This window comes from Pseudonocardia zijingensis (assembly GCF_042657305.1).
Classification (GTDB): domain Bacteria; phylum Actinomycetota; class Actinomycetes; order Mycobacteriales; family Pseudonocardiaceae; genus Pseudonocardia; species Pseudonocardia zijingensis.
Genome location: NZ_JBHSKO010000011.1, coordinates 1 through 26,422 on the forward strand (window position 1 = coordinate 1; position 26,422 = coordinate 26,422).

Sequence of the window (26,422 nt, forward strand, 5' to 3'; positions counted from 1 at the left end):
CGACGCGGCGTGCGATCCGGCAGCCGTGGTTCCAGCCACGTCCACGCCTCATCCGACAGAACCCGACGCTCGGCCACGACCCCATCCTGACCGACAACCCAGCCAAGATCCGTCAGACACTCCCTAGCGGGACGGCTGCTCCAGCGCGGCCAGGGCGTCGACCACCCCGTTGCCGTAGTAGCCGTTGAACTCCGGGGTGCCCTCGCAGGGCACGGTGGGCCGGGGCGTGGCCGGGCAGGCGGTGGCGTGCGCCGACCCGATCAGCGCCTGCTCCACCGCGTCGGGGTCCATGGTGAGCCCGCCGGGGTGCTGCGGGTCGGGCACGCCGTGGCGGCTCACCACCAGGGCGGCCACGCCCGCCACGTGCGGCGCGGCCATCGACGTGCCCTGCAGCGGCGTGTAGTAGCCGCAGCCGGCGGGGCCGCACACCTTCTGCACCCCGCCCGCGGCACCGGACGGGGTGACCTCGCCCGCGGCGTCGACGTCGCCGTCCTCCTGCAGGATCGCCTTCGGGTACGTCGAGAGGATCATGTCGTCGGGCCCGCCGAGGCCGCCGTTGCCGCCCGGGGCGGCCAGGGAGGTCTGCTCCACGCCGTAGTTGGAGTAGTCGGCCTTCTCGCCGCGCGGCCCCACCGCGGCCACGCCGATGACGTGGGGGCCCTCCACCGGCAGGTCGGTGCACGTCGCGTTGTCGATCGGGCGTGCGTACTCCGAGCCCGCCGGGTAGTTGGGGCTGCTCATGTCCCGGCGCGGCCTGCCGAGGTCCTCGTTCTCGTTGCCCAGGGAGCCGACCAGCGTGACGCCCTTGGAGTGCGCGTACTCCAGGGCCCGGTTCATCGCCTCCACGGTGGTGCGCTGCTCGATGCGCGCCGCGGGCGGGTCGGCCGGGTTGTCGAGGCAGTTGTAGCGCCACGGATCCACGTAGAACGACATGTTGATCACGTCGAGGCCGATGTCGGCGCCGTAGGTGAGCGCGTCGACGACGGGCTGGAGGAAGAACATCCCCGCGTCCTGGCCGCCGCGGATGTTCACCAGCGTGACGTTCGGGGCCACCCCGGACAGGCCCGCCCGGTCGGCGGCCGCCGCCACCGTGCCGGCCACGTGCGTGCCGTGGCCGCCGCCGTCGTGGTCGGGCGGGTCGACGCAGCCCTCGAACTCGCACGGCCCGTCGAGCGGCGCGCCGGTGGGGTCGGTCGGGATGTCGGTGACGAAGTTGCGCGACAGGCCCACGTCGAGGTTGGGGGCGATGTCGGGGTGGCTGCCGTCCACCCCGGTGTCGAGGATGCCGACGAGCACGCGCCGGTCCCCCGCCTGCACGGCCCGCGCCGCGTCCGCCCGGATCATGGACAGGCCCCACAGCCGCGTGTCGAGCGGATCCAGCCCGCTGGGCCCGGGCGCGGCCTGTGCCGGCCGAGCCGGTCCGCCGCCCCTCGCGGCCTGGGCCGTGCCCACGACGTGCGCCCTCGTGGCGCCGAAGACCCCCTCGATCGCCGCCACCCGCTCCACGAAGCCCTCCGGCGGTGCCGCCACCACCAGCGCACTCACGGCCGGGTTCTCCCGCAGCACCTGCCCGCCCGCGGCCCCGATCGCGGCCACCGCGGAATCGTGGGCGGCCGGGCCGTCGAGCAGCACGGTGAACGTGGAGTGCCCCGCGGGCACCGGCGCGGGCCGCGGTGCCGCCGGCGCGTCCGGAGCGGGCGCGCTGGGCGCGGTGGACGCCGCGCCCACGGTGGCGGCGACGGCGACGACGGCCGCGACCGCCCACCCCACTGCGCGACGGCTCTTCACACGACCTCCCGGATCCCCGAAACCCCCAGGCACCGGGGTCGTCGATCACGATAGGTCATCGGGCGGTCCCGGTCCGGCACGGCACACTGACGGGGTGGCCTACTGGGTGCTGCACGTCGACCTGGACCAGTTCCTGGCCGCCGTCGAGGTCCTGCGCCGCCCGGAGCTGGCCGGGCGGCCGGTCGTCGTGGGCGGGAAGGGCGACCCGACGCAGCGGGCCGTCGTCGCCACGGCGTCCTACGAGGCGCGCGCGTTCGGGGTGCGGTCGGGCATGCCGCTGCGCACGGCCGCCAAGCGCTGCCCGGACGCGGTCTTCCTGCCCGCCGACAACGCCCACTACGAGGAGGTCTCCGAGGAGGTCATGGCCACGCTGCGCGACCGGCCCGGCGTGGTCGTCGAGGTGATGGGCTGGGACGAGGCGTTCGTCGGCGCCGAGACCGGCGACCCGGAGGCGCTGGCCGCCGCGATCCGCTCCGACGTCCTCGAACGCACCCGGCTGCGCTGCTGCGTCGGCATCGGCGACAACATGCTGCGCGCGAAGCTCGCCACCGGGTTCGCCAAGCCCGGCGCGGGCGAGGGCGTCTACCGCCTCACCGCCGCCAACTGGGCCGAGGTGATGCACCACCGCGACACCCGGGCGCTGTGGGGCATCGGCGCCAAGACCGCCCGCAAGCTCGCCGAGCGCGGCATCACCACGGTGGGCGAGCTCGCCGCCGCCGACCCGGCGGCGCTCGCCGCCGAGCTGGGCCCCGCGCTGGGCCCCTGGTACGTGCAGCTGGGCCGCGGCATCGGGCGCGTCGTCGTGGAGGGCACGCCGTGGGTGCCGCGCTCGCGCAGCCACGAGACCACGTTCCAGGAGAACCTCACCGAGTGGGAGGACGTCCGCATCGAGGTGGCGGCGCTCGCCCGCCGGGTGGCCGCCGAGATCGCCGGTGCGGGGCGCCCGGCCGTGCGCGTGGCGGTCAAGGTCCGCTTCGCCCCGTTCTCCACCTCCACGCGCAGCGCCACGCTCGACGCGCCCACCACCGACGCCGAGCGCTTCGCCGCGGCCGCCCTCGACGTGCTCGAACGGTTCCCGTCGCGCCGCGCGGTCCGGCTGCTCGGGGTGCGCGCGGAATTCGCCCCCGTGTGAACTGAGAGCGCACTCAGCGGCGTCCACGCATCGTCGGTCGCGTGGATCACAGTGCGGCGGTGGGGGCGGTGCGCAGGCACCTCGACCGGCACGTCGACCGGCTGGGTGAGCAGGGCTGGGGCCGCGCAGGCGCCGAGCCGAGCGGCCGGGTGAGCCGCGAGGTCCACCGCAGGTTCCTGCGCCGGAGCGTGCCCCGGGGGGCGCACGTGCTCGAGATCGGGGTGGGCGCCGACCGCTTCACCACGGAACTCGCCGCCCGGGGCTGCCGCGTGGTGGTCACCGACCCGTCGCCCGCCCGGCTCGCCGCCCACGAACGCCGCCTGCGCGGCACCCCCGCCGAGCGCAGCGTGCTGCGCCGCGAGGTCCTCGACGGCGCCGACGTGAGCCGCTACGCCGACGGCGAGTTCGACGTGGTGCTCGCCTACGGCGGCCCGCTGTCGTCGGGCTGCGGGTGCGCGGCGTCCGCGCTGCGCGGCCTGCTGCGCGTCGTCACCCCCGACGGCGTCGTCGTCGCGTCGGTGCTGTCGTTGCTCGGGGCGTGGCGCCACCACCCGCCGGGCGTCGGTGCGCCGTCCGACTCGGGCGCGCGCAGCTACCGCTGGTCGGACGTGGTCGCGCTCGTCGACGAGGCCGGCGGCCGGCTCGTCGACGGCAGCGCGAGCAACTGGGCGTCGGCGGGCGATCCCGACTCCCTCGGCCGGCTGGCCGCCGACCGCGACCGCTGGCGCCGCTTCCTCGACCACGAGGTGGCCGCCTGCGCCGAGCCAGGAGCCCGCGACGGCGGCACCCGCATCCTGTTCGCGGCCCGGCGGCGCTGAATACGCTGACCGGTCAGCGCCACCGAGCCCGCCGAGATGCGCCGTGCCGCCCTCCGCAGGGCGGTGACGCGGGTCTCGCGGTGATCACCGCGCCTCCACCAGCGCCGCGGAGAGCCAGGCCACGGCCTCCTCCACGCTCGTCACGGCGGGGGCGTCCGGTGCGGGTGGGCGGGCGAGCAGCACCACCGGCAGGCCCAGCTCGCGGGCGGCCACCAGCTTCGCCGCGGTGAGCTCGCCGCCGCTGTCGCGGGCGACCACCACGTCGATGCGGTGCTCGCGCAGCAGCGCGCGTTCGGCGTCGGCCGTGAACGGGCCGCGCGCGAGCACGAGGTGGTGGCGGGCGGGCAGCGGCGGGGGCGGCGGGTCGACCGCGCGCAGGAGGCACCACAGGTCGAGCCCGGCGAACGCGGCGAGGTCGCCGCTGCCGGTGCTCAGGAACGGGCGCGTGCCCAGCCGTGGCACCAGCTCCGCGGCGCGGGCGGCGTCGGGCACGCGGTGCCAGCGGTCGCCGGGCCCCTCGGTCCAGCCGGGGCGGCGCAGCACGAGCAGCGGCACGCCCGTGGCTGCGGTGGCCGCCACCGCGTTCGCCGTCATCCGGGCGGCGAAGGGGTGCGTGGCGTCGACGACCGCGTCCGTGCGGTGCCCCGACAGCCACGTGGTGAGGCCCTCGACCCCGCCGAAGCCGCCGATCCGGACCTCCCCGCTCGGCAGCCGGGGCCGGGCCACGCGGCCGGCGAGCGACGAGGTCACGGCGAACGCGGGGTGGCGGTGCAGGGCGGCGGCGAGGCGGCGCGCCTCGGCGGTGCCGCCGAGCACCAGCACGTGGCGCGGGGTCACCGCTCGCGCCTGCGCAGCAGGTAGGTGTCCATGATCCAGCCCTTGCGGGCGCGCAGCTCGCCGCGCCGCCGCACGATCTCCCCCTTCACCTGCTCCAACGGCCCGTGCACGAGCGACTCGTCCGGGGTGCCCAGGTAGGCGCCCCAGTAGATGTCCCACCCGTCGGCGGGCACCGCCGCGAAAGCGTCCACCGCGTCCAGCATCACCACGATGTCGTCGGCACCCGCGGGCGGGCCGTCGTCGGCCAGCCGCCGCCCGGTGGTGACGGTGACCGGGCGCCCGACCCGGTTGAGCGGGATCCGGTGGGCCGCGGCGAGCGCCTGCACGGCGCTGATGCCCGGGATCGAGACCACCTCGAACGCCACCGCGCCCCGCTCGCGGATCTGCTCCAGGATCCGCAGCGTGCCGTCGTAGAGCGCCGGGTCGCCCCACACCAGGAAGGCGCCCGCGCCGTCGTCGGCGAGCTCGTCGGCGAGCATCCGCTCGTACAGCGCGGCGCGCCGCTCCTGCCACTCGGCCACCGCACCCGGGTAGCGCCCGCTCGGCGCGGAGCGGTCGCGCTGCGGGTCCCGCGCGGTGACCACGCGGTGCGGCCGGGTGACGTGGCGGGCGAGCAGGGTGGCGCGCAGCGCGGCCAGGTCGCCCTTGGCCTCCCCCTTGTCGATCGTGAAGAACACGTCGGCCCGGTTCATCGCGGCCACCGCCTGCAGCGTGAGGTGCTCGGGATCGCCCGCACCGATGCCGATCACGTAGACCGTGCGCACTCCGCCCCCTATCCCGGATCCGGTGTGCCGGGCGGCGCGACGTCGGGCACCCGCAGGATCAGCGCGTGCGGGTCGACGCGGATCGCGAGCTCCCGCGCGTCGCCCACCGGGTCGCCGTCCACCTGGCAGGGCTGCGGCGACTCCGAGCGGATCACGATGGAGCGTGCCTGCCAGTGCTCCACGCGCCGGTCCCCCCGGCGCTGGCGCGTGATCACGCGCAGGGCCACGGCCACCCAGCCGGCCACGGTGCTCGGGGCGAGACTGACCACGTCGAGCACGCCGTCGTCCACGGTGGCGCGCGGCATGAGGACCAGCCCGCCCAGCAGGGTGCCGCTGTTGCCGCACAGCACGGTGCGGGTGCGCCGCCGCAGCGGGGGTCCGTCGTCGAGGGTCAGGGTGACGCGCATGCGCCGCCCGCGCATGGCCCGCAGGCCCGAGATCACGTACGCGAGCGGCCCGACGCGGCCCTTGAGCGTCTCCGGGGTGCTCTCCATGATCGCCGCGTCGAAGCCGGTGCCCGCCATCACGAGGAACACCCGTTCCTCCTCGGCGCCGTCGATCCGGATGCGGCCCACGTCGATGGGCCGGTCGTCGCCGGTGAGAGCCACCCGGGTGGCGGCCACCACGCCGTCCGGGGTGCCGACGGTGCGCGCGAGCAGGTTGCCGGTGCCCGCGGGGACCAGCCCCATCGCCACCCCGGTGCCCGCGAGCGCCTCCGCCACCGACCGCACGGTGCCGTCGCCGCCGCAGGCGAGCACCACGTCGGCCCCTTTCTCCACCGCCAGCGCCGCCTGCCCGGTGCCCGGGTCCTCCACCGTGGTCTCCAGCCACAACGGGTCGGCCCACCCGAGGCCGGTGCACACCGACTCGATGCGCGCCCGGGTGCCGGGCTCGACCTTGGTGGGGTTCACCACCACCGCCGCGAGCGGCCGGTCCTCCGGCTCGGCGGTGAGCGGGTCCGGGTCGGCGGCCCGGCGGCGGCCCCGCACCACGACGCCCGCGAGGAGCAACCCGAGTACGGGCAGCGCCGCGAGCGCGAGGAACCACCAGTCGTTCACGACGGAACCCTATGCGCAGGCTCGCCCGCGGGCGCGCGGCGTACGCCACACGGCCGGTCGGCGTACCCCCTCGCGGGACCCGCCGCACCGCCGGACGGCCTCGGCCCGGTCAGGCCGCCACGAGGTCGCGCGGGTCGGCGTAGGGCAGCCCCAGGTCGTGGGCGACCTGCAGGTTGGTGAGCGCGCCGCGGTGCGTGGACAGGCCCGCGGCGAGGCCGGGGTCGGCGGACACCGCGTCGGCCCAGCCCGTGTTCGCCAGCCGCAGCACGTAGGGCAGGGTGGCGTTCGTCAGCGCGTAGGTGGACGTGTGCGGCACGGCCCCGGGCATGTTGGCCACGCAGTAGAACACCGAGTCGTGCACGGTGTAGGTCGGCTCGGCGTGAGTGGTGGGCCGGGAGTCCTCGAAGCAGCCACCCTGGTCGATCGCGATGTCCACGAGCACCGACCCGGGCTTCATCCGGCGCACCAGGTCGTTGCTCACCAGCTGCGGGGCCCGCCCGCCCGGCACGAGCACGGCGCCGATCACGAGGTCGGCCGCCAGGCACGCCTCCTCCAGCTCGTGGGCGTTGGAGGCCAGGGTGCGCACGCGCCCGGCGTAGCGCTCGTCGACGCGGCGCAGCGCGGCGAGGTCGACGTCGAGCACCGTGACCTCGGCGCCGAGCCCGACGGCGATCGCCACCGCGTTGCGGCCGGCCACCCCCGCGCCGATCACCACGACGTTCGCCGGCCGGACACCGGGCACCCCGCCGAGCAGCACGCCCCGGCCGCCCGCGGCGCGCAGCAGGGCGTTCGCGCCCGCCTGCGGTGCGAGCCGCCCCGCCACCTCGCTCATCGGCGCGAGCAGCGGCAGCGTGCCGTCAGGCAGGCGCACGGTCTCGTAGGCGATGGCGGTGGTGCCGGAGTCGAGCAGGGCCCGCGTGCACTCGGCCGACGCCGCGAGGTGCAGGTAGGTGAAGAGCACCTGGTCGCGGCGCAACCGGTGGTACTCCTCCTCGATCGGCTCCTTGACCTTGAGCAGCAGGTCCGCGGCCGCCCACACGTCGTCGGCCCCGTTGCCGTTCGCGCCGCCGACGATGCGCGCGCCCACGGCCTCGTAGTCGGCGTCGCTGATCGCGCTACCGACCCCGGCGCCGCGCTCGACGAGCACGTGGTGCCCGGCGCGGACGAGCTCCCGCGCGCCCGCCGGGGTGAGCGCCACCCGGTACTCGTGGTTCTTGACCTCGCGGACAACCCCGATCCTCATGGACAGAGGATGAAGAAGCTGCTGATCCTGAGCAACAGCTCCGCAGGAGATTCGATATCGTCCGATCATGGCTCTCCCATCTGCGGGTTCGCGCCCCGAACGGGCTCTGCAGCCGAAGGACGTTCGCCTCGACGACACTGACCGGGCGATCCTGCAGGTCCTCGCCGACGACGCCCGCATCTCCAACAAGGAGCTGGCCGACCGGGTCGGCATCGCGCAGTCCACCTGCCTCGGGCGGGTGCGCACCCTGCGTGCCGCCGGGGTGATCCGCGGGTTCCACGCCGACATCGACCCGCGCGCCCTCGGCCACGACCTCGAGGCGATGATCGCCATCCGGCTCCAGCCGCACGCCCGCGGCAGCCTCACCGAGCACGTCGCGGCGCTGTCGGAGCGCCCGGAGGTGCTGGACGTCTACTTCGTCGCGGGCGCCAACGACTTCCTGCTGCACGTCGCCACCGCGAGCACCGACGCGCTGCGCGCGTTCGTGGCCGACCACCTCAACCGCGACCCGGCGATCGCGGGCACCGAGACCAACCTGATCTTCGAGCACACCCGGGCGGCCGGGCGCCGCGGGCGGTGACGGGCCCGCGATCGGCCGATCGGCGCACCACGCACCACCACACGAGCGTCACCTGCCCGTAGGATGCCCCCCATGGGGGGCAGCGTGGACGTCGATCCTGTCGAGGAGTTCCCACTACTTTCACGGCTGCTGCAATCGGCGGCCGACCGGGGCGAAGGCACCGTGCTGGGCCTGGTGCCGCCCGGGCGCTCGCGGATCGGGCGCGTGTCGCGCGTCGACGCCGCGGCGTTCACCGAGCGGCTCGCCGCGGCCTACCGCGAGCGCTCGCCCGCGATGGTCCGCTACGCCACCCGCAAGGTGGGCGACCCGGGCCGCGCCGAGGACGTCGTCCAGCGGGCGTTCGAGAAGATCCTGCGCCGCCAGCAGGGCAACCCGCCCGAGATCACCAACATGCAGGCCTACGTGCTCACCGCCGTCTGCAACGAGATCAACCGCGAGCTGCGCGAGGTGATCCCGGCGCGGGCCAACGTCAGCATCGACGACCCGGAGCGCGGCGAGGACGCACCGAGCTCGCCGGTCGACATCTCCGCGCAGGTCGCCGACGCCGCGGCCCTGCGCGACGCGCTCGCCACCCTCTCGCCCCGCGAGCGGGAGGCCGTGATCATCCGGATGCAGTGGCAGCTGTCCGTGGCGGAGGCCGCCGAGGTCATGCAGCTGTCGGTGGGCGCGGTCAAGCGCTACACCTCCGACGGCCTGCGCCGGCTGCGCGAGCGCCTCGACCCGGCCTACGTGGCCTGAACCCCGAGGAAATCCGCGAGCCCGGTGAGCAGCCGGTCGACGTCTGAGTCGTCGACGTAGGGCGCCAGGCCGATCCGCAGCGCGCCCGCGTTGCCGAGGCCGAGCCGGCGTGCGGGCTCCAGCGCGTAGAACGAGCCCGCGGGGGCGTGCACGCCGCGCTCGGCGAGGAACGCGTACGCGGCGGCCGGATCGTGCTCGGCGAACGTCACGAGCAGCGTGGGCGTGCGGTGCGCCGCCCGCGACAGCACGGTGACGCCGGGCAGGGCCGCGAGGCCGGCCTCGATCCGGTCGCGCAGCCGGTCCTCGTGGGCACCGATCCGGCTCATCGCCGACACCAGCCGGTCGCGCCGCGTGCCGCCCGACCCCAGTCCGGCGAGGAAGTCGACGGCCGCGGCGGTGCCGGCGAGCAGCTCGTAGGGCAGCGTGCCCAGCTCGAAGCGCTCGGGCACCACGTCCGTGGAGGGCAGCAGCTTCTGCGGGCGCAGCCCCTCCAGCAGGGCGGGAGCCGCGGCGAGCACGCCGCAGTGCGGGCCGAGGAACTTGTAGGGCGAGCAGGCGAAGAAGTCCGCACCCAGCGTCTCGACGTGCACGGGAACGTGCGCGGTGGCGTGCACCCCGTCGACGTAGGTGAGCGCGCCCGCCTCGTGGGCCAGGTCGGTGATCGCGCGCACCGGCGGGCAGGTGCCCAGCAGGTTCGACGCCGCCGTCACGGCGACGAGCCGGGTGCGCGAGGTGAGCACCTCGGCCACCGCCTCGGCCGGCAGCTCCGCGGTGCGCGGGTCGAACTCGGCCCACCGCACCCGCGCGCCGACCGCCTCGGCCGCCAGCACCCACGGGCGGACGTTGGCGTCGTGGTCCAGCGAGCTGACGACCACCTCGTCCCCGGGACCCCAGCCGGACGCGAGGGTGCGGGCCACGTCGAAGGTGATCTGGGTCATGCTGCGGCCGAAGACCACGCCCGCGGGGTCGGCCCCGAGCAGATCGGCCATGGCGCTGCGGGCCGCCACCACGATGTCGTCGGCAGCGCGCTCGGCCGCGGTGACCCGGCCGCGGTTGGCCAGCGGCGACACGAGCGCGTGGCGCACCGCGTCCGCCACCGGTGCGGGCACCTGGGAACCACCCGGCCCGTCGAAATGGGCGTAGCCCGCCTCCAGGGCCGGGAACTGCGCACGGACCGCCGCGACGTCGTAGATCACCCCGCCACCCTGCCACGCCGGGCCGGCCGGATCACCAGTCCTCGGGCTCCATGCCGTTCTCCGACCCGGTGGCGCGGTGGCGCCCCTCGCGCAGGCCGCGCTGGTAGGTGCTGAGCCGGTCGCGCACGCGGTCGGGCGCGCGTTCCGCCGGACCCGACGTGCCTGCTCCTGCGCCGTTCTGGCCGTTGGGCTCGGTGGTGCGCGGCGGCGGCACCAGCTGGTTGCCCGGGAGGCGCCTCGGCAGGCCGCTGGACGTGGTGGGCAGCTCCTCCGGCTCCGACCGCGCGGCCCGCGCCGCGGCCTCGCGCCACTCGTCGTCCTGCGGGGTGGCCCAGTCGAGGGCTCCCGAACCACCGGAACCGCCCTGCTCGTCGTCGCGGAACCACGCGGACGCGATCGCCTCGAAGATCGGGGTGGCGTACCGGTCGTCGATCGGCTCCAGCGGCAGGTCGAGCAGCGGCCCGAACAGCTCGTCCACCTGCGAGGACGACGACGGCGAGTAGGCGGGTGCGTCGTCGAACGACAGTGGCGGCGTGGAGCTGCCGTTGCTCGAGCCGTTGGTGCCGTTGGTGCCGTTCGACCCGTGCCCATGCCCGTTGCCGTTGCCGACGCCGGTGTCGAGCACGGCCTCGAAGCCGTGCTCGAACGACGGCAACGAGGGCAGCGGCGGACTGCTCGCCACGCGCGGCTCGGGTGCGGGCAGCGGGGGCGGAGGGGGTGGCGGCGGAGGAGGTGGCGGCGGGGGCGGCTCCGGCACCGTGAGCGTGGCGGCCGGGCAGTAGACGCTCGCGACCACACCGGTGCCCATGGCGGGCGGGCCGCCCACCGGGCGGCGCAGCGCGATCCCGTGGCGGGAGCTGCGGGCGATCTTCTCGGCCGCGGCCGCCGCCCGGGCCCCGCCGAGCCCGTCCGGGTCGTGGCGCAGGGCACCCTCCACCACGGCGTCGACGGTGGCGCCGCGGCCGTGGACCGAGTGCGGGTCCAGATGGCTCACGAGCTCGACGCGGGCGCCCGGGTACACGGCGGTGACGTGGTCGACGAGCTCGGCGAGCACGTGCGCGACCTCCACCGCGGCGGCCGGCGCCACCAGCGCCTCCGGCGCGGGCCGGACGTCGACGAGGCGCGGCTCCTCCGCCAGATCCGCGGCGTGGGAGACGACGTCGCCGAGCTGCCGCGGCCCCCCGGTGCGCACGCCGGGCTCCTGCCCGGCCAGCAGCAACAGGCTCTCGGTGTCGCGACGCATCCGCTCGGCGGTGTCGCGCAGCTCGGGCAGGCCGGGCGGCTCCGGGTAGAGCTGCTCGGCGTGCAGTCGTTCCAACAGCCGGATGTGCTGGTCGAGGCGGGCCTGCAGCCGCCGGGCGACCCCGGCCGCCGGATCGTCCCCACCCCGGTCGAGGGCACCGGGATCGGCGGCGCCACGATCCACCGGGCCGAGATCCCAGCGATCGATGCCCGCGGCGGATCCGAGGTGCGCGAGGTAGCCCGAGTCTCCCTCGTAACCCCTGTCCACCAGCCGGTTCCTCTCCAAAGGGTCGATGAGTCGTGCCGGCCCCGCGTCCGAGCGGCGTGACCCTTGTCACGCCGGGCCATCGTGGCCGGCTGCCCTGGCGACCGCACGCTACCTCGCGGCGGCCTCCCGCCGACCGGTTGCGCCGAGAGTGCGCTCAGGGCGCGCCTGCCTGCGACGGGCGGCCCGGACAGGCCGTGACCTGCATCGGACGGCACGCACCGTAGCCCATTCGGGTGGGTTTCGACTACAGGCGGGTGGCGAACGGAGGCATCACCGCGGTCGAGTGGTACAGACGCCTTCCCTCCGATGAGTTCGGCTGCCGCGAGAGGTCACAAGTCTGCGCCGGGCTGTGCCGCCCGGCCGAGCGACCGAGATGCGAGGAGGAGCCATGACCGGTGTACGGGTCCTGGTGGGCACGCGCAAGGGAGCATTCGTGCTCACCGCCGACGGCACGCGCGAGCGGTGGGAGGTGAGCGGCCCGCACTTCGCGGGCTGGGAGATCTACCACGTCGCCGGTTCCCCGGCCGATCCCGACCGGCTCTACGCCTCCCAGTCCGGCGGCTGGTTCGGCCAGATCGTGCAGCGCTCCGACGACGGCGGCGCCACCTGGGCACCCGTGGGCAACGAGTTCACCTACGCGGGGGTGCCCGGCACCCACCAGTGGTACGACGGCACGCCCCACCCGTGGGAGTTCGCCCGGGTGTGGCACCTCGAGCCGTCGGCCACCGACCCGGACACCGTGCTCGCGGGCGTCGAGGACGCGGCGCTGTTCCGCAGCACCGACGGCGGCGGCACCTGGCAGGAACTGCGCGGCCTGCGCGAGCACGGATCGGGGTCGAGCTGGCAGCCCGGCGCGGGCGGGATGTGCCTGCACACCATCCTCGTCGATCCGCGCGACCCGGCCCGGATGCACGTGGCGATCTCCGCCGCGGGCGTCTTCCGCACCGACGACGGCGGCGCGTCGTGGACGCCCGCGAACCGCGGACTGCGCTCGGAGGGCATCCCCGACGAGGACGCCGAGGTGGGCCACTGCGTCCACCACCTCGCGAGGCACCCGTCCCGCCCGGACACCCTCTACATGCAGAAGCACTGGGACGTGATGCGCAGCGACGACGGCGGCGCGAACTGGTACGACATCGGCGAGGGCCTGCCCAGCGACTTCGGGTTCCCGATCGAGGTGCACGCCCACGAGCCCGACACCGTCTACGTCGTGCCCATCACCAGCGACTCCGTGCACGTCCCGCCGGAGGGCAGGCTGCGGGTGTACCGCACCCGCACCGGGGGCGGCGAGTGGGAGCCGCTCACCAAGGGCCTGCCGCAGGAGCACTGCTACGTCAACGTGCTGCGCGACGCCATGGCCGTCGACTCGCTCGACACGTGCGGCGTCTACGTCGGCACCACCGGCGGCCAGGTGTACGCCTCCGCCGACGCGGGCGACACCTGGGCCCCGATCGTGGAGCACCTGCCGGCCGTGCTGTCGGTGCAGGTGCAGACCCTGTCATGAGCGGGGCCATGACCGGGGCCGACCACGGGTCGGGCGTCCGGGTGAAGCTGCCGGCGCACCTGCGCAAGCTCGCCCAGGTCGACGGGGAAGTGCGGCTCGACGTCGCGGCGCCGATCACGCAGCGCGCCGTGCTCGACGCGCTGGAGGCCCGCCACCCGGTGCTGCGCGGCACGATCCGCGACCACGCCACCCTGCGGCGCCGCGCGTACGTGCGGTTCTTCGCCTGCGAACAGGACCTGTCCCACGACGAACCGGACGCCGAGCTGCCCGCGGAGGTGGCGGCGGGGAAGGAGCCGTTCCTCGTGGTGGGGGCGATGGCGGGCGGCTGAGGCCCCCGGGAGGTTCAGGAAAGCCACATTGCAGGCCTCTCCGGCCCTGAATGTGGCTTTCCTGAACCTCCTACTCGAAGCGGCTCGGGTCACCCGCACCCCGGCGGATGATCTCTGGCTCGTCGCCGGAGAAGTCGACCACCGTGGTGGGCTCGGTGCCGCACTCGCCGGAGTCCAGCACCGCGTCCACCACGGAGTCGAGGCGCTCCTTGATCTCCCAGCCCTGGGTGAGGGGCTCGGGTTCGTCCGGCAGCAGGAGCGTGGAGGACAGCAGCGGCTCCCCCAGCTCGGCCAGCAGCGCCTGCACCACGGCGTGCTCGGGGATGCGGACGCCCACCGTCTTCTTCTTCGGGTGCAGGAGCCGCCGCGGCACCTCCTTGGTGGCCGGGAGGATGAACGTGTAGCTGCCCGGCGTCGCGGACTTCACGGCCCGGAACACCCGGTTGCTGATGTGCACGAACTGCCCGAGCTGGGCGAAGTCGGCGCACACGAGCGTGAAGTGGTGTTTGTCGTCGAGTTGCCGGATCTTGCGGATCCGGTCGAGCCCGGCCGCGTCCCCGAGCTGGCAGCCGAGGGCGAAACAGGAGTCGGTCGGGTAGGCGATCAGACCGCCGCTGCGGACGATGTCGGCGACCTGACCGATCGCACGCCGCTGGGGATCGACCGGGTGGACGTCGAAGTACCGCGCCATGAGGCGGAGCGTAGGACGATCAGCGCCGGTGTGGCACACCGGAACGCGCAACTCGACCGGTTCGGCGCGCGACTCACGCCCCGGGACGGGAGACTCGCGCCCACTCCGGCGAGTCCCCCACCCCGACGGCCGAACCCCCCACCCCGACGGCCGAGTCCCGCGTCTCGGTGCCCGAAACGCACGTTCGGCGCCTCAGCGGGGGCTGGTGATCTTCTCCTCGGCCACGGTCCAGGCACGCGCCTGCTCGCTCAGGGTGACGCCGAGGCCGGGCCGGTCGGACAGGTGCATGCGACCGTCCCGGATCTCCAGGCGCTCCGGGAACAGCGGGTACAGCCAGTCGAAGTGCTCCACCCACGGCTCGATCGGGTACGCCGCCGCGAGATGGACGTGGATCTCCATCGCGAAGTGGGGTGCGAGCTGGAGGTTCCGGTGCTCGGCCAGCGCGGCGAGCTTCAGGAACTGCGTGATGCCGCCGATGCGGGGCGCGTCGGGCTGCAGGACGTCGACGGCGCCGTGGCGGATCAGCTCGGCGTGCTCGGCCACGCTCGTGAGCATCTCGCCGGAGGCGATCGCGGTGTCGAGGGACCGCGCGAGCGCGGCGTGCCCCTCGGCGTCGTAGGCGTCGAGGGGCTCCTCGATCCAGACGAGGTCGAACTCCTCGAGCGCGCGCCCCACGCGCATGGCGGTGGGACGGTCCCACTGCTGGTTGGCGTCCACCATCAGCGGGGCGTCGCCGATGTGCTCGCGCACGGCGCGGACGCGGCGCAGGTCCGCGGCGCGGTCGGGCTGACCGATCTTGATCTTGATGCCGCCGACGCCCGACTCGAGCGTGCGCGTGGCGTTGTCGAGCACCTGCTCGATCGGCTCGTGCAGGAACCCGCCGGAGGTGTTGTAACAGCGCACGGAGTTGCGGTGGGCGCCGAGCAGCTTGGCCAGGGGCAGCCCGGCGCGCTTGGCCTTGAGGTCCCACAACGCCACGTCGATCGCGGCGAGGGCCTGGGTGGCCGCGCCGCTGCGCCCGACCGACGCACCCGCCCAGACCAGCTTGGTCCACAGCCTTCCGATGTCGCTGGGATCCTCGCCGATCAGGTCGGGCGCCACCTCGCGGGCGTGCGCGAACTGGGCCGGCCCACCGGCGCGCTTGGAGTAGCTGAACCCGAGCCCCTCCCACCCGGCCTCGGTGGTGATCTCGGCGAAGAGGAAGGCGACCTCGGTCATCGGCCGCTGGCGGCCGGTGAGCACCTTGGCATCGCTGATCCCGGTGGGCAGCGGCAACGTCACCGACGAGAGCCTCACCGACGTGATCCGGTCGAGCACGGCAGCTCCTCCGATCATCGGACCAGGCACGGGCGCTTGGCGTCGAACCGCCACCCGGGCACGAGGTACTGCATGGCCACGGCGTCGTCGCGCGCGCCGAGCCCGTGCTCGCGGTAGAGCTCGTGCGCGGCGGCGAGCGCGTCCGGGTCGAGCTCCACGCCGAGGCCGGGGACGTCGGGCACGGCGATCGCGCCGCCCGAGATCTGCAGCGGATCCCGGGTGAGGGCCTGCCCGTCCTGCCAGATCCAGTGCGTGTCGAGCGCGGTGATCGAGCCGGGCGCGGCCGCGCCGACGTGGGTGAACATGGCCAGCGACACGTCGAAGTGGTTGTTGGAGTGCGAGCCCCACGTCAGGCCGAACCCCGCGCAGAGCTGGGCCACCCGCACCGAGCCGCGCATGGTCCAGAAGTGCGGGTCGGCGAGCGGGATGTCGACGGAGCCCGCGCGCACGGCGTGGGCGAGCTGGCGCCAGTCGGTGGCGATCATGTTGGTGGCCGTGGGCAGGCCGGTGGCGCGGCGGAACTCGGCCATCGTCTCGCGGCCGGAGAAGCCGCCCTCGGCGCCGACGGGGTCCTCGGCGTAGGCGAGCACGCCGTGCAGGGCGCGGCACAGCTCCACGGCCTCGGCGAGCGGAAACGCGCCGTTGGGGTCGAGGGTGATGCGCGCGTCCGGGAAGCGCTCGGCCAGCGCCCGTACGGCGGCCACCTCCTCCGCGCCCGCGAACACGCCGCCTTTCAGCTTGAAGTCGGCGAACCCGTAGCGGGCCTGCGCGGCCTCGGCGAGCGCCACCACGTCCTTCGGGGTGAGCGCGGGTTCGCGGCGCAGCCGCTCCCAGTCGTCGGCCGGGTTGTCCTCCGCGACGTAGGGCAGGTCGGTGGCGCGCCGGTCGCCCACGTAGAACAGGTAGCCGAGCACCGGTACGCAGGCCCGCTGCTGCCCGTCGCCGAGCAGCTCGGCCACCGGCACACCGAGCTCCTGGCCGAGCAGGTCGAGCAACGCCGACTCCAGCGCCGTGACGGCGTGGATCGTGGTGCGCTGGTCGAAGGTCTGCTGACCGCGCCCGCCCGCGTCGCGGTCGGCGAAGGCGTCGGCCACCGACCGCAGCAGCGTGCCGGCCCGCGCCACCGGACGCCCGACGAGCAGGTCGGCCGCGTCGGCGATGGTCCGCCGGATCCCCTCGCCGCCCGGCGCCTCACCGACGCCGGTGCGTCCCGCGCTGTCGGTGACGATCGCGATCTCGCGCGTGAAGAACGGCCCGTGGGCGCCGCTCAGGTTGAGCAGCATGCTGTCGTGGCCCGCGACGGGCACGACCTCCACCCGGGTCACGGTCGCCATCAGGAGACCTTCTGCACCAGCGTCGCCAGCTCGGCGCGCTCGTCGTCGGTGAGGTCGGTGAGCGGCGGGCGCACGCGACCGCCGTCGCGGCCCACGGCCGTCAGCCCGGCCTTGATGATCGACACCGCGTACCCCTTCCCGCGGTCGCGGATGTCGAGGTAGGGGATCACGAACTCCGACAGGAGCCGGTAGACCGTCTCGCGGTCCTGCCGGCGCACGGCCGCGTAGAAGCGCAGGGCGAACTCGGGCAGGAAGTTGAACAGGGCCGACGAGTAGGTGCTCACGCCCAGCTGCAGCAGCGGCAGCGCGAACGTCTCCGCGGTGGGCAGGCCGCCGATGTAGGCCAGCCGCTCGCCGAGGCGGGCGTAGATGCGGGTGAGGCGCTCGATGTCGCCGACGCCGTCCTTGAACCCCACCAGGTTCGGGTTGCGCTCGGCGAGCTCGGCCATCGTGGCGTCGGTGAGCACGGCGTTGGCCCGGTTGTAGAAGATCACGCCGAGGTCGGTGGCCCGGCAGACCGCGCTCACGTGCTCGGCCAGGCCGCGCTGGCCGGCCTCGGTGAGGTAGGGCGGGAACAGCAGCACGCCCGACGCGTGTGCTTCCTGCGCCGCCTTCGCCTGCGCCACGGCGAGTGCGGTGGCGCCGGTGGCCGGAGCGATCACCGGCACCCGCTCACCCACCTCGTCGACCGCGGTGCGCACGACCCGGTCGACCTCGGCCGGGGTGAGGGAGAACCCCTCCCCCGTGCCGCCGGCGGCGAACAGGCCCGCGACGTCGAAGCCGGCCTGCCAGGCGAGGTGCTCCCGGTACCGCGGTTCGTCGAACTGCAGGTCGGCGTCGAAGTGGGTCACCGGGAAGGAGAGCAGGCCGGACCGGAGCCGGTCGCCGAGCTCGTCCGGGGGCAGCAGCGTCACGCGGTCACCGTAGGAACCGCGACGATGCCTGTCCAAGAGCGGTTCCGCATGGTGCGATACCGCGCAAGCATCGTCACGCGACGGTGAACCCGTCGAGGACGTCCAGCACCCGCGCCAGCGCCGGGTTGGCCGACTCCTTCGCCCACAGCAGGTGCAGCTCCACCGGTTCGGCCACCGGGGTCACCAGCCGGGCGAATCCGACGCCCTCGATCGGCAGCCGCACGGCCGACGCGGGCACGAACGCGATGCCGCGGCCCGCCGCCGCGAGCCACAGCATCGTGAGCACCTGGCTCACGGTGTGGACGATGTCCTCCTGCGGGATCGGGACGACCCCGGCGACGAGGTCGTAGAAGTAGCGCGCCTTCGTGGGCGAGTGCATGACGACCGGTTCGCCCGCCACGTCGTCGGCGGTGACGTCGCGGCCGAGGGCGAGCAGCCGGTGGCCCGCCGGCGCTGCCACGTACAGCGGCTCGCGGTGCAGCAGCCGGGACTCGAACGTGTCCCGGTCGAACGGCGGGCGGGCGAGGCCGAGGTCGATCTCCCGGTGGGCCAGCGCGGCCACCTGCTCGCGCGTGACCATCTCGGCGAGGTCGACGTCGACGTATGGCAGCCGGCGGCCCAGCTCGTTGAGCAGCCGGCCGAGGATGCCGTAGGTGGACGCCGCGGTGAACCCGATCCGCACCACCCCGCTCGTGCCCGAGGAGACGCGCCGCGCCAGGTCGGGCGCGGCGTCGGCGAGGGTGAGCAGCCGCCGGGCCTCGGTGAGGAACACCCGGCCCGCGGCCGTGAGGTCGACCCGGCGGTTGTCGCGCACGAGCAGCTGGGCGCCGACAGCGCGCTCCAGCTTCTGGATCTGGCGCGAGAGCGGGGGCTGGGTCATCTTCAGGCGGACGGCCGCCCGGCCGAAGTGCAGCTCCTCGGCGACGGCCACGAAGCCGCGCAGCTGCTCGAGCGTGTACGCCATACCCCGACGGTATCAATTCATGCTGTATCGGATTTGGACAGGCATGATCGCCGTTCCTAGGCTGCCCCGGCAAGGGATTCCGGCATCTCGAAGGGGAGAGCCATATGGCCAGGAACGTCGGCAGTCGCCACGGGGCGGTGGCCGCGCTCGGGGTCGCCGCCGCGCTCGCGCTCACCGCGTGCGGGGGCAACCTCGGCAGCTCCGGGGGCTCCGGGGAAGCGGCGGAGTTCCCCGGGGGTGACCCCATCACGATCCTCGTGGGCCAGGACCCCGGCGGCAGCACCGACCTGATCGCGCGGGCACTGGCCGACTCCGCGTCCGACGACCTCGGCGTGCCGATCACCGTCGAGAACAAGCCGGGCGCCAACGGGGCGCTCGCGGCGCGCGAGCTCGCCTCCGCCGCGCCCGACGGGCACACGCTCATGATCTTCAACGGCAGCCTCGCCTACATCACCCCGCTGGCCGTCTCCCCCGACGAGGCCGTCGACATCGCCGACTACGAGATCGTCACCGGCATCTCCCAGGACGACTACGTCCTCGTCACGGCCGCGTCGTCGGGCTTCCGCACCGTGGCCGACCTCGCCGCCGCGGGCCGGCCGGTCACCTACGGCACCACCGGCGTGGGCACCGGGAGCGAGCTGTCGCAGGCCCTCCTGTTCGGCCAGTCGGGGATCCCGGCGAGCGCCGTGCCGTTCGACGGCGGCTCCCCCACCCTCACCGCGGTGCTCGGCGGCCAGGTCGACGTCGGCTCGATCCAGCTGGGCGAGGCCGTCGAGCAGATCGAGGCGGGCACGCTCACACCGCTCGTGACGTTCGCCCGCGAGCGGCCCTCCTACCTGCCCGACACCCCGACCGCCGTCGAGGCCGGCTACGACGTGCCGGTGCAGCAGTCGCGGGCGGTGTTCGGGCCGGAGGGCACCCCGCCCGAGGTGCTCGACCGGCTGCGCGCCGCGTTCGGCGCCGCGTTCGGCACCGACGCCTACAAGCAGTTCAACGCCGACAACCAGCTCACCCCCAACGAGGTCGACGGGGAGGAGCTGCGCACGCAGTGGGCCGGAAGCCTCGAGGACTACCGCCGCGTCACCGAGCAGTACGGCATCACGCTCGGCGCCGGGCAGTGACCGTGGAGCCCGGCACGACCGCGCCCGGGACGGCCGGCGGGGACCGCCTGTCGGACGCCGTGCGGCACGAGGTCGAGGCCGAGCACGAGGGCAGGCCGCCCCGCGCCGGACGGCCGACCGACGCCGTGGTCGGGCTCGCGGTGGTGGGGCTCGGCGTCGCGGCGTTGCTCGGCTCGCTGGCCCTCGGGGTGGGCAGCGCCGCCGCCCCCGGCCCCGGCACCTGGCCGTTCCTGGTGAGCGTCGTGCTCGTGGCACTCGGGCTCGGGCTGCTGGCGCTGACCGGGCGCACCCACGACGCGGAGCGGTTCACCCGCGCGAGCGTGCTCGTGCTCGCCGGCCTGGGCACGATGGTCGCGTTCGTCGCGGTCGTCGCGACCATCGGCTTCGAGATCCCCTCGACGCTGCTGGTGTTCGTGTGGGTCCGGTTCCTCGGCGGCGAGTCCTGGCGGACCTCGATCGTCACGAGCCTCGCCACGGTGGTCGCGTTCTACGTCGTGTTCGTCGGCCTGCTCGCCGTCCCGATCCCGCACATGTTCTAGGGAGTCCCGGTGGACCCGTCCGCGGTGGTGGAGGGCTTCAGCGTCGTGCTGGAGCCCACCAACCTCCTGTTCTGCCTCGTCGGCGTGGTCGTCGGCATGCTGGTCGGGGTGTTGCCCGGGCTCGGCCCCGCGGCCACGATCGCGATCCTGCTGCCGATCACGTTCGGCCTCGAGCCGGTGACCGCGATCATCATGCTCGCCGGGATCTTCTACGGCGCCCAGTACGGCGGCACGATCACCTCGGTGCTGCTGCGGCTGCCGGGCGAGGCGTCGTCGGTGGTCACCGTGTTCGACGGGCACGCGCTCGCCCGCCATGGCCGGGCGGGCACCGCGCTGGGCATCGCCGCGATCGGCTCGTTCGTCGGCGGCACGGTGTCGGTGGTGGCGCTGTCGCTGCTCGCGCCGCTGGTGGCGGGGTTCGCGCTCGACTTCGGGCCGCCGGAGTACACGGCGCTCGCGCTGCTGGGCATCCTGCTGGTCTCCACGGTCAGCAGCGGGCACCGGCTCAAGGCGCTCGTCGCGGCCTGCGCCGGGCTGCTGCTCGCCACCGTGGGCCGCGACAGCTTCACCGGCGCCGCGCGCTTCACGTTCGACAACCTCTCGCTCGCCGACGGCATCGACTTCGTGCCGATCGCGATGGGCCTGTTCGGGCTCGGGGAGGTCCTGCACAACCTGGAGCAGCGCCACCGCGCCGTGCAGGCGCCCGCGCGCGTCACCGACGTCTGGCCCTCCCGCGCCGACCTGCGCGCCTCGTCGGGGGCGATCGGGCGCGGCTCGGTGATCGGGTTCCTGCTCGGGGTCCTGCCCGGCGGCGGGGCCACGATCGCCTCGCTCGCCGGCTACGCGGTCGAGAAGCGCCGCGCGAAGGAGCCGGAGCGGTTCGGGCGCGGCGCGGTGGAGGGCGTCGCGGCACCGGAGACCGCCAACAACGCCGCGGCCACCTCGTCGTTCATCCCGCTCCTCACTCTCGGCATCCCCGCCAACGCGACGATGGCCGTGATCTTCGGGGCGTTGCTCATCCAGGGCGTGAGCCCGGGACCCCAGCTGGTCACGCAGCACCCGGACCTGTTCTGGGGCGTGATCAACTCGATGTACGTCGGCAACGTCCTGCTGCTGATCATGAGCATCCCGCTGGTCGGGCTGTTCGTCCGCATCGTGCGCGTGCGGGCCACGATCCTCGCGCCGATCACGGTGCTGATCACCCTCATCGGCGTCTACACGGTCGGCAACGACGTGTTCGACATCGTGCTCGTGATCGTCTTCGGCGCGCTGGGCTACCTGATGAAGAAGCTCGGGTTCGAGCCGGGCCCGCTCGTGCTGGCGTTCGTCCTCGGCTCGCTGCTGGAGGACTCCCTGCGCCGCTCGCTCATCATCTTCGACGGCGACGCCACCGGGTTCGTCACCCGGCCGATCTCGGGCACCCTGCTCGCCGCCTTCGTGGTGGTGGCACTGCTGCCCCTCGTGCGGGCCCTGGTCGCGCGGCGCCGGTCCCCCGCGGCGGAGCTCGCACAGCAGCGGTAGTCCGCATGGCCATGATCACCGAGTTGGCGCGTTCCCGGGTCGATTTCGCCCGTTCTTGCGCCGAACCCGTGATCATGCCTTCGCTGAACGGCCTCCTGGCGGGCTCCCCGCGAGCGACGGCCGGCCGTCACACGGTCATGATCGCCGGTCTGGCGCGTTCTCCGACCGCTCACGTCGGTTCTCGCCGCCAGGGCGCGTTGAAGGCAAAGCCTTTCACGGTGATCACGTGTCCCGTCTTCCCCGAGCGCTGGGCGGCAGGGCACGGTCGGTGCACGCGGGCAGAGGGGGGATGACCGTGCGCGTGCGCAGCGCCGCCGTCGCATTCGGTCTCGTCGTCACGATCGCCTCGGCGGGCGTGGTGGCGTGCGCCGAGCCGGGCGAGGAGGAGGACCCGAGCGTCCGGCGCACCACGCTCGGGGCGGTGCGGGGTCTCGCCGAGGAGGGGTCGCTGTCCTGGCTCGCGATCCCCTACGCCGAGCCACCGGTCGGGGAGCTGCGCTGGCGCGCCCCGGTGACCCACCGCCCGTGGGAGGGCGTGCGCGAGGCCCGCGCGCCCGGCAACGGCTGCGTCCAGGAGGGGCGCATGTTCAGCCCGGCACCCAGCGGCCCGCACTTCGGCCTCGACGTCCGTGACGGCCTGAAGCAGCCCGTCGGCTCCGAGGACTGCCTCACGCTCAACGTCCACCGCCCTTCCACGCCGGAGGCGGACCTGCCGGTGATCGTGTTCGTCCACGGCGGGAGCAACGTGGTCGGCTACTCGGCCGACCCGATGTACGACGGCCGCGCCCTGGCCCAGCGGGCGAACGCGGTGGTCGTCACCGTGAACTACCGGCTCGGTGTCATGGGCTGGTTCGACCACCCGGCGCTGAAGACCGGCGACCCGGACGGCGACTCGGGCAACTTCGGCACCCTGGACCAGATCGAGGCCCTGCGCTTCGTCCACGACAACGCGGCCGCGTTCGGCGGCGACCCGGGCAACGTCACGGTGATGGGCGAGTCGGCAGGCGCGGTCAACGTGTGGGCGCTGCTGGTCTCTCCGCGCACGGCCGGGCTGATCCACAAGATCATCCCGATGTCCGGGGGGCTGAAGTTCGAGTCACCTGTCGCCGCGCGGGAGTACGCCACCGCGTTCGCCGAGGAAGCGCTGGGGTCCCCGCCGGGCGATGACGCCGCGGCCCGCCTGCGGGCGCTGCCGGCGGAGGAGGTCATCCGCGCGCAGGTGCGCCGGGGCGCGGAGGTGGGCGACCCGCCCCGGGTGCTCTCCGACGGCGTGGTGCTCCCCGCCGACCACCACGCCGCGATCGCCACCGGCAGCTACCGCGATGTCCCGGTGCTCGCCGGCAACACCCTCGAGGAGGGGAAGCTCTTCGGCGCGGCCATCGGCGCCCACCGCCCGTCCGAGCGCGACCGCTTCACCCTGCAGTACGAGTTCGACCCCGACCGGCCGACCGGCCTCACGGAGCGCGACCTCATGGCCGACCGCTACCTGCCCGTCGACGGCCCCGGCGGCTGGAACGAGGCGGCCGCCGGGCTCACCCGCAGCATCTTCACCGGGATCACGCACGACTCGATGAACACGATGCAGGCCGCGGGCAACGACCAGCTGTACTACTACCAGTTCGGCTGGAACCAGCAGCCCGCCCCGTTCGACGCCGTGTACGGCGCCGCGCACGCGATCGACCTGCCGTTCGTGTTCCGCACCTTCGACGAGGGGTTCTTCACGTTCGGGTTCAGCCGCCGCAACGAGCCGGGCCGCCTGGAGCTGTCGGACCTGATGACCGCCGCGATCCACGCGTTCGTCCGCACCGGCGACCCGCACCACCCGGATCTGGGCGCGCCGTGGGAGCAGTGGCCGCGCAGCATGGTGCTCGACGCCACCGACGAGCGGGCGACGGCGCGCCCTGGCGCGGCCGAATAGGTCAGCTCTCCGGCGTCGGTACGCAGAAGTCCAGGTCGCAGCCCTGGTCGGCGCCGAGCACGTGCTGGTGGAACAGCCGCCCCCACCCGGTGCGCGGACCGGGCGGCGGAGCCGGCAGCGCGGCGCGGCGGCGGGCCAACTCGGCCTCGTCGACGAGCAGGTCGAGGCGGGCCTCACGCACGGACAGCCGGACCCGGTCGCCGGTGCGCACCAGCGCCAGCGGGCCGCCGGCCGCGGCCTCGGGCGTGACGTGCAGGACGATCGTGCCGTAGGCGGTGCCGCTCATCCGGGCGTCGGAGATGCGCACCATGTCGGTGACGCCCGCTCGGGCGAGCTTGCCCGGGATCGGCAGGTAGCCGGCCTCGGGCATGCCGGCACCGCGCGGCCCCGCGTTCTGCAGCACGAGGACGTCGCCCGGCTCGACGTCGAGGTCGGGGTCGTCGATCCGGGCGGCCAGATCCTCGAGCGAGGTGAACACGACCGCCCGTCCGGTGGTCTCGAACAGCGCCGGGTCGGCGGCCGACCGCTTGATCACCGCGCCCTGCGGGGCGAGGGACCCGCGCAGCCAGACCAGCCCGCCGACCGGCCGGGCGGGATCGACGCGCGGCCGGACCACCGCGCGGTCGACCCAGCGGGGCCCGTCGCCGAGGACCTCGCCGAGGGTCTGCCCGGTCACGGTGGGCGCGGACAGGTCGAGCAGGTCCCGCAGCTCGTGCAGCACCGCGGCGAGCCCGCCGCTCGCGTGCAGGTCCTCCATGTAGTGCGCGCCGGTGGGCTTGAGCTCCACGAGGACCGGGGTGGTGTCGCTGAGCGCGTTGAGCTCGTCCGGGTCGATCCGCAGGCCCAACCGCCCGGCCGCCGCGGTGAGGTGCACCAGCGCGTTCGTCGAGCCGCCGATCGCGAGGAGCACGCGCAGCGCGTTGCGCAGGGACGCCTTCGTCACCACCTGGTCCGGGGTGCGGCCCGACCGGGCGACCTCGACGGCGGCCGCGCCCGTGGCCTCCCCGATCCGCAGCCGGTCGGCGTGCACAGCGGGGGCGGTGGCACTGCCGGGCAGCGCCATCCCGAGCGCCTCCACGATGCAGGCCATCGTGCTCGCGGTGCCCATCACCGCGCAGGTGCCCGCGGTGGTGGCGAGGTTGCGCTCGACGTCGGCGATCTCGGCGTCGTCGACCTCACCCGCCCGGTACCGCGCCCAGAACCTGCGGCAGTCGGTGCACGCCCCGAGGCGTTCGCCGTGGTGACGGCCGGTCGACATCGGGCCGGTGACGAGCTGGATCGCCGGGCGGCCCGCGGAGAACGCGCCCATGAGCTGCGCGGGCACGGTCTTGTCGCAGCCGCCGACGAGCACGACCGCGTCCATCGGCTGCGCCCGCACCATCTCCTCGACGTCCATCGCCATGAGGTTGCGGAACACCATCGAGGTGGGCGTCAGGAAGCTCTCGCCCAGCGAGATCGTCGGGAAGGCCATCGGCAGCCCGCCCGCGGCGAGGATCCCCCGCTCGACGGCGCCCACCAGCTCCGGCTGCGCCCGGTGGCAGGGGTTGAAGTCGCTCGGTGACGTGGCGATCCCGATCACCGGCCGCTCGAACGACTCCGGGGACCGCCCGCTCGCGTGCAGGAAGCTGCGGCGCAGGAACCGGGAGAACGCGACGTCGCCGTACTGGGCGAAGCCCTGGTCGAGACCGCTCACGAGGGGACCTGCAGCGCGTGCGGCGTGTGCCGCAGGTGCTCGCGCAGCAGACCGAGCATCGACTCCGGGGCGAGCTTGGACGGCGGGCGAACCGCGGGCGTGGCGAGCAGCCCGCGGTGCACGAAGCTGTGCTTGCGCAGCGACAACGCGATGCCGGCCTGGAACTCGAAGTTCACCAGCGGCAGGTAGTCGCGCCACACCTCGCGCGCCGCGGCGTACCCGCCGTCCCGGAACGCGGTCACGCACGCGATGAGCCCCTCGGGCACCGAGAAGCCCGTCATCGCACCCGCCGAGCCGACGGCGAGCTCGTCGAGCAGACCGGTGCCGCCCAGCCCGCCGAACACGGGCACGTCCAGCCCGGCCGCGAGCGTGGCGACGGCGGGCGGGCTCGGCGAGGACTCCGACTTCACCGCCACCGCCGACGGGATCCGCCGCACCGCGGCGACCAGGTCGTCGGTGGCGATCGACACCCCGCTCACCACCGGGTAGTCCTGCACCACGATCCCCTGCCCGGTGCGCTCGGCCACCGTGTTCGCCTGGGCGACGACCGCGTCCGGGTCGGGCGAGCCCACCTGCACCATCAACCCGGCGGGCGAGCGGTCGAGCACCCCGAGCACGTTCTCGGCCTCCGCGCAGGCGCCCTCGGCGTCCAGCGAGGACAGCCCGATCACCATCGGCAGGTCCCCGGCCGCCGCCGCGACCGTGGACACGACCGTGCTCCGCTCCTCCGGCGTCAGCCGCGCCGCCTCGCCGAACACGCCGAGCGCCGTGAGGCCCGTGGCCCCGATCCGCCCGTAGTGCTCCACCTGGCGCGTCAGCGACGCGGTGTCGACCGCCGAACCGTCCTCGGTCAGCGGCGTGGCGAGGACACCCCACACACCCGGGGCGAGCTTCTCGACTGGCACGGCGTTCC

The 26,422-nt window shown here is 74.5% G+C and carries 24 protein-coding genes; 10 read left to right on the plus strand and 14 right to left on the minus strand.

From position 1 onward, the window contains the following. Positions 1-123: 123 nt before the first annotated feature. Positions 124-1,788, minus strand: a complete 1,665-nt coding sequence (locus tag ACFPL3_RS21480) for a S8 family serine peptidase (protein WP_379589589.1) — start codon at positions 1,786-1,788, stop codon at positions 124-126. A gap of 94 nt (positions 1,789-1,882) precedes the next feature. On the opposite strand from ACFPL3_RS21480, the gene ACFPL3_RS21485 reads away from it, so the two are divergent. Together ACFPL3_RS21485 and ACFPL3_RS21490 are read left to right on the plus strand one after the other, a co-directional pair. Then, on the plus strand, positions 1,883-2,920 hold the full coding sequence (locus tag ACFPL3_RS21485) for a DNA polymerase IV (RefSeq protein WP_343945303.1): 1,038 nt from the start codon (positions 1,883-1,885) through the stop codon (positions 2,918-2,920). 41 nt (positions 2,921-2,961) lie between these two features. Then, positions 2,962-3,738, plus strand: coding sequence for a class I SAM-dependent methyltransferase (locus ACFPL3_RS21490; protein ID WP_379589590.1), 777 nt, complete (start codon positions 2,962-2,964; stop codon positions 3,736-3,738). Between the two features lie 84 nt (positions 3,739-3,822). Here the strand turns inward: ACFPL3_RS21490 and ACFPL3_RS21495 are convergent, their stop codons facing one another. The 4 genes from ACFPL3_RS21495 to ald all read right to left on the minus strand — a co-directional run bounded on the left by ACFPL3_RS21495 (position 3,823) and on the right by ald (position 7,640). After that, positions 3,823-4,575: a cobalt-precorrin-6A reductase gene (locus ACFPL3_RS21495; RefSeq protein WP_379589591.1), complete on the minus strand. Its 753-nt coding sequence runs from the start codon at positions 4,573-4,575 to the stop codon at positions 3,823-3,825. Next, positions 4,572-5,339, minus strand: coding sequence for a precorrin-6A synthase (deacetylating) (gene cobF / locus ACFPL3_RS21500; protein ID WP_343943758.1), 768 nt, complete (start codon positions 5,337-5,339; stop codon positions 4,572-4,574). Before cobF ends, ACFPL3_RS21495 begins: the two co-directional genes overlap by 4 nt. 8 nt (positions 5,340-5,347) lie before the next feature. Further along, entirely contained in the window at positions 5,348-6,397 is a 1,050-nt protein-coding gene (locus ACFPL3_RS21505; protein WP_343943757.1) for a diacylglycerol/lipid kinase family protein, read from the minus strand. 109 nt (positions 6,398-6,506) lie between these two features. Next, a complete protein-coding gene (gene ald, locus ACFPL3_RS21510) occupies positions 6,507-7,640 on the minus strand; it encodes an alanine dehydrogenase (protein ID WP_343943756.1) in 1,134 nt (377 codons plus the stop codon). A gap of 67 nt (positions 7,641-7,707) precedes the next feature. On the opposite strand from ald, the gene ACFPL3_RS21515 reads away from it, so the two are divergent. Together ACFPL3_RS21515 and ACFPL3_RS21520 are read left to right on the plus strand one after the other, a co-directional pair. Beyond that, complete coding sequence (locus ACFPL3_RS21515; protein WP_343943755.1) at positions 7,708-8,220, plus strand: Lrp/AsnC family transcriptional regulator; 513 nt, start codon at positions 7,708-7,710, stop codon at positions 8,218-8,220. Positions 8,221-8,292: 72 nt separating this feature from the next. Next, on the plus strand, positions 8,293-8,958 hold the full coding sequence (locus ACFPL3_RS21520; RefSeq protein WP_343943754.1) for an RNA polymerase sigma factor: 666 nt from the start codon (positions 8,293-8,295) through the stop codon (positions 8,956-8,958). Here ACFPL3_RS21520 and ACFPL3_RS21525 read toward each other — a convergent pair. Then, a complete protein-coding gene (locus ACFPL3_RS21525; protein ID WP_343943753.1) occupies positions 8,946-10,154 on the minus strand; it encodes a cysteine desulfurase-like protein in 1,209 nt (402 codons plus the stop codon). The two genes, ACFPL3_RS21520 and ACFPL3_RS21525, sit on opposite strands and share 13 nt — an antisense overlap. A 31-nt stretch (positions 10,155-10,185) precedes the next feature. Further along, a complete protein-coding gene (locus ACFPL3_RS21530; RefSeq protein ID WP_343943752.1) occupies positions 10,186-11,664 on the minus strand; it encodes a hypothetical protein in 1,479 nt (492 codons plus the stop codon). Positions 11,665-12,052: 388 nt separating this feature from the next. Between ACFPL3_RS21530 and ACFPL3_RS21535 the strand changes: the two genes are divergently transcribed. Next, positions 12,053-13,168 (plus strand): WD40/YVTN/BNR-like repeat-containing protein, encoded by a 1,116-nt coding sequence (locus ACFPL3_RS21535; RefSeq protein ID WP_343943751.1) that lies wholly within the window; start codon positions 12,053-12,055, stop codon positions 13,166-13,168. Next, a complete protein-coding gene (locus ACFPL3_RS21540) occupies positions 13,165-13,497 on the plus strand; it encodes a MoaD/ThiS family protein (protein WP_343943750.1) in 333 nt (110 codons plus the stop codon). Before ACFPL3_RS21535 ends, ACFPL3_RS21540 begins: the two co-directional genes overlap by 4 nt. A gap of 70 nt (positions 13,498-13,567) precedes the next feature. Here ACFPL3_RS21540 and ACFPL3_RS21545 read toward each other — a convergent pair whose 3' ends face one another. From ACFPL3_RS21545 to ACFPL3_RS21565, 5 genes are all read right to left on the minus strand, one after another. Next, entirely contained in the window at positions 13,568-14,188 is a 621-nt protein-coding gene (locus ACFPL3_RS21545) for an L-threonylcarbamoyladenylate synthase (RefSeq protein WP_343943749.1), read from the minus strand. A 192-nt stretch (positions 14,189-14,380) separates the two neighbouring features. Continuing rightward, positions 14,381-15,505 carry an L-talarate/galactarate dehydratase gene (locus tag ACFPL3_RS21550; protein ID WP_343943748.1) on the minus strand — a complete coding sequence of 375 codons (1,125 nt, stop codon included), beginning with the start codon at positions 15,503-15,505 and terminating at the stop codon, positions 14,381-14,383. Between the two features lie 14 nt (positions 15,506-15,519). Beyond that, entirely contained in the window at positions 15,520-16,839 is a 1,320-nt protein-coding gene (locus tag ACFPL3_RS21555; RefSeq protein WP_343943747.1) for an enolase C-terminal domain-like protein, read from the minus strand. Then, positions 16,839-17,753, minus strand: coding sequence for a 5-dehydro-4-deoxyglucarate dehydratase (gene kdgD / locus ACFPL3_RS21560; RefSeq protein ID WP_343943746.1), 915 nt, complete (start codon positions 17,751-17,753; stop codon positions 16,839-16,841). The genes ACFPL3_RS21555 and kdgD overlap by 1 nt, the downstream gene beginning before the upstream one ends. Positions 17,754-17,826: 73 nt before the next feature. Continuing rightward, entirely contained in the window at positions 17,827-18,717 is an 891-nt protein-coding gene (locus ACFPL3_RS21565; protein WP_343943745.1) for a LysR substrate-binding domain-containing protein, read from the minus strand. A gap of 104 nt (positions 18,718-18,821) precedes the next feature. On the opposite strand from ACFPL3_RS21565, the gene ACFPL3_RS21570 reads away from it, so the two are divergent. From ACFPL3_RS21570 to ACFPL3_RS21585, 4 genes are all read left to right on the plus strand, one after another. Next, on the plus strand, positions 18,822-19,838 hold the full coding sequence (locus ACFPL3_RS21570) for a tripartite tricarboxylate transporter substrate binding protein (RefSeq protein ID WP_343943744.1): 1,017 nt from the start codon (positions 18,822-18,824) through the stop codon (positions 19,836-19,838). A 2-nt stretch (positions 19,839-19,840) separates the two neighbouring features. After that, positions 19,841-20,377 carry a tripartite tricarboxylate transporter TctB family protein gene (locus ACFPL3_RS21575; protein WP_343943743.1) on the plus strand — a complete coding sequence of 179 codons (537 nt, stop codon included), beginning with the start codon at positions 19,841-19,843 and terminating at the stop codon, positions 20,375-20,377. 9 nt (positions 20,378-20,386) lie between these two features. Then, positions 20,387-21,898, plus strand: coding sequence for a tripartite tricarboxylate transporter permease (locus ACFPL3_RS21580; protein ID WP_343943742.1), 1,512 nt, complete (start codon positions 20,387-20,389; stop codon positions 21,896-21,898). A 289-nt stretch (positions 21,899-22,187) separates the two neighbouring features. Next, entirely contained in the window at positions 22,188-23,816 is a 1,629-nt protein-coding gene (locus ACFPL3_RS21585) for a carboxylesterase/lipase family protein (RefSeq protein WP_343943741.1), read from the plus strand. 1 nt (position 23,817) lies between these two features. Here the strand turns inward: ACFPL3_RS21585 and ACFPL3_RS21590 are convergent, their stop codons facing one another. Both ACFPL3_RS21590 and ACFPL3_RS21595 read right to left on the minus strand, forming a co-directional pair. After that, positions 23,818-25,509, minus strand: a complete 1,692-nt coding sequence (locus ACFPL3_RS21590) for a dihydroxy-acid dehydratase (protein ID WP_343943740.1) — start codon at positions 25,507-25,509, stop codon at positions 23,818-23,820. After that, on the minus strand, positions 25,506-26,414 hold the full coding sequence (locus tag ACFPL3_RS21595) for a dihydrodipicolinate synthase family protein (RefSeq protein WP_343943739.1): 909 nt from the start codon (positions 26,412-26,414) through the stop codon (positions 25,506-25,508). Before ACFPL3_RS21595 ends, ACFPL3_RS21590 begins: the two co-directional genes overlap by 4 nt. Positions 26,415-26,422: the final 8 nt, after the last annotated feature.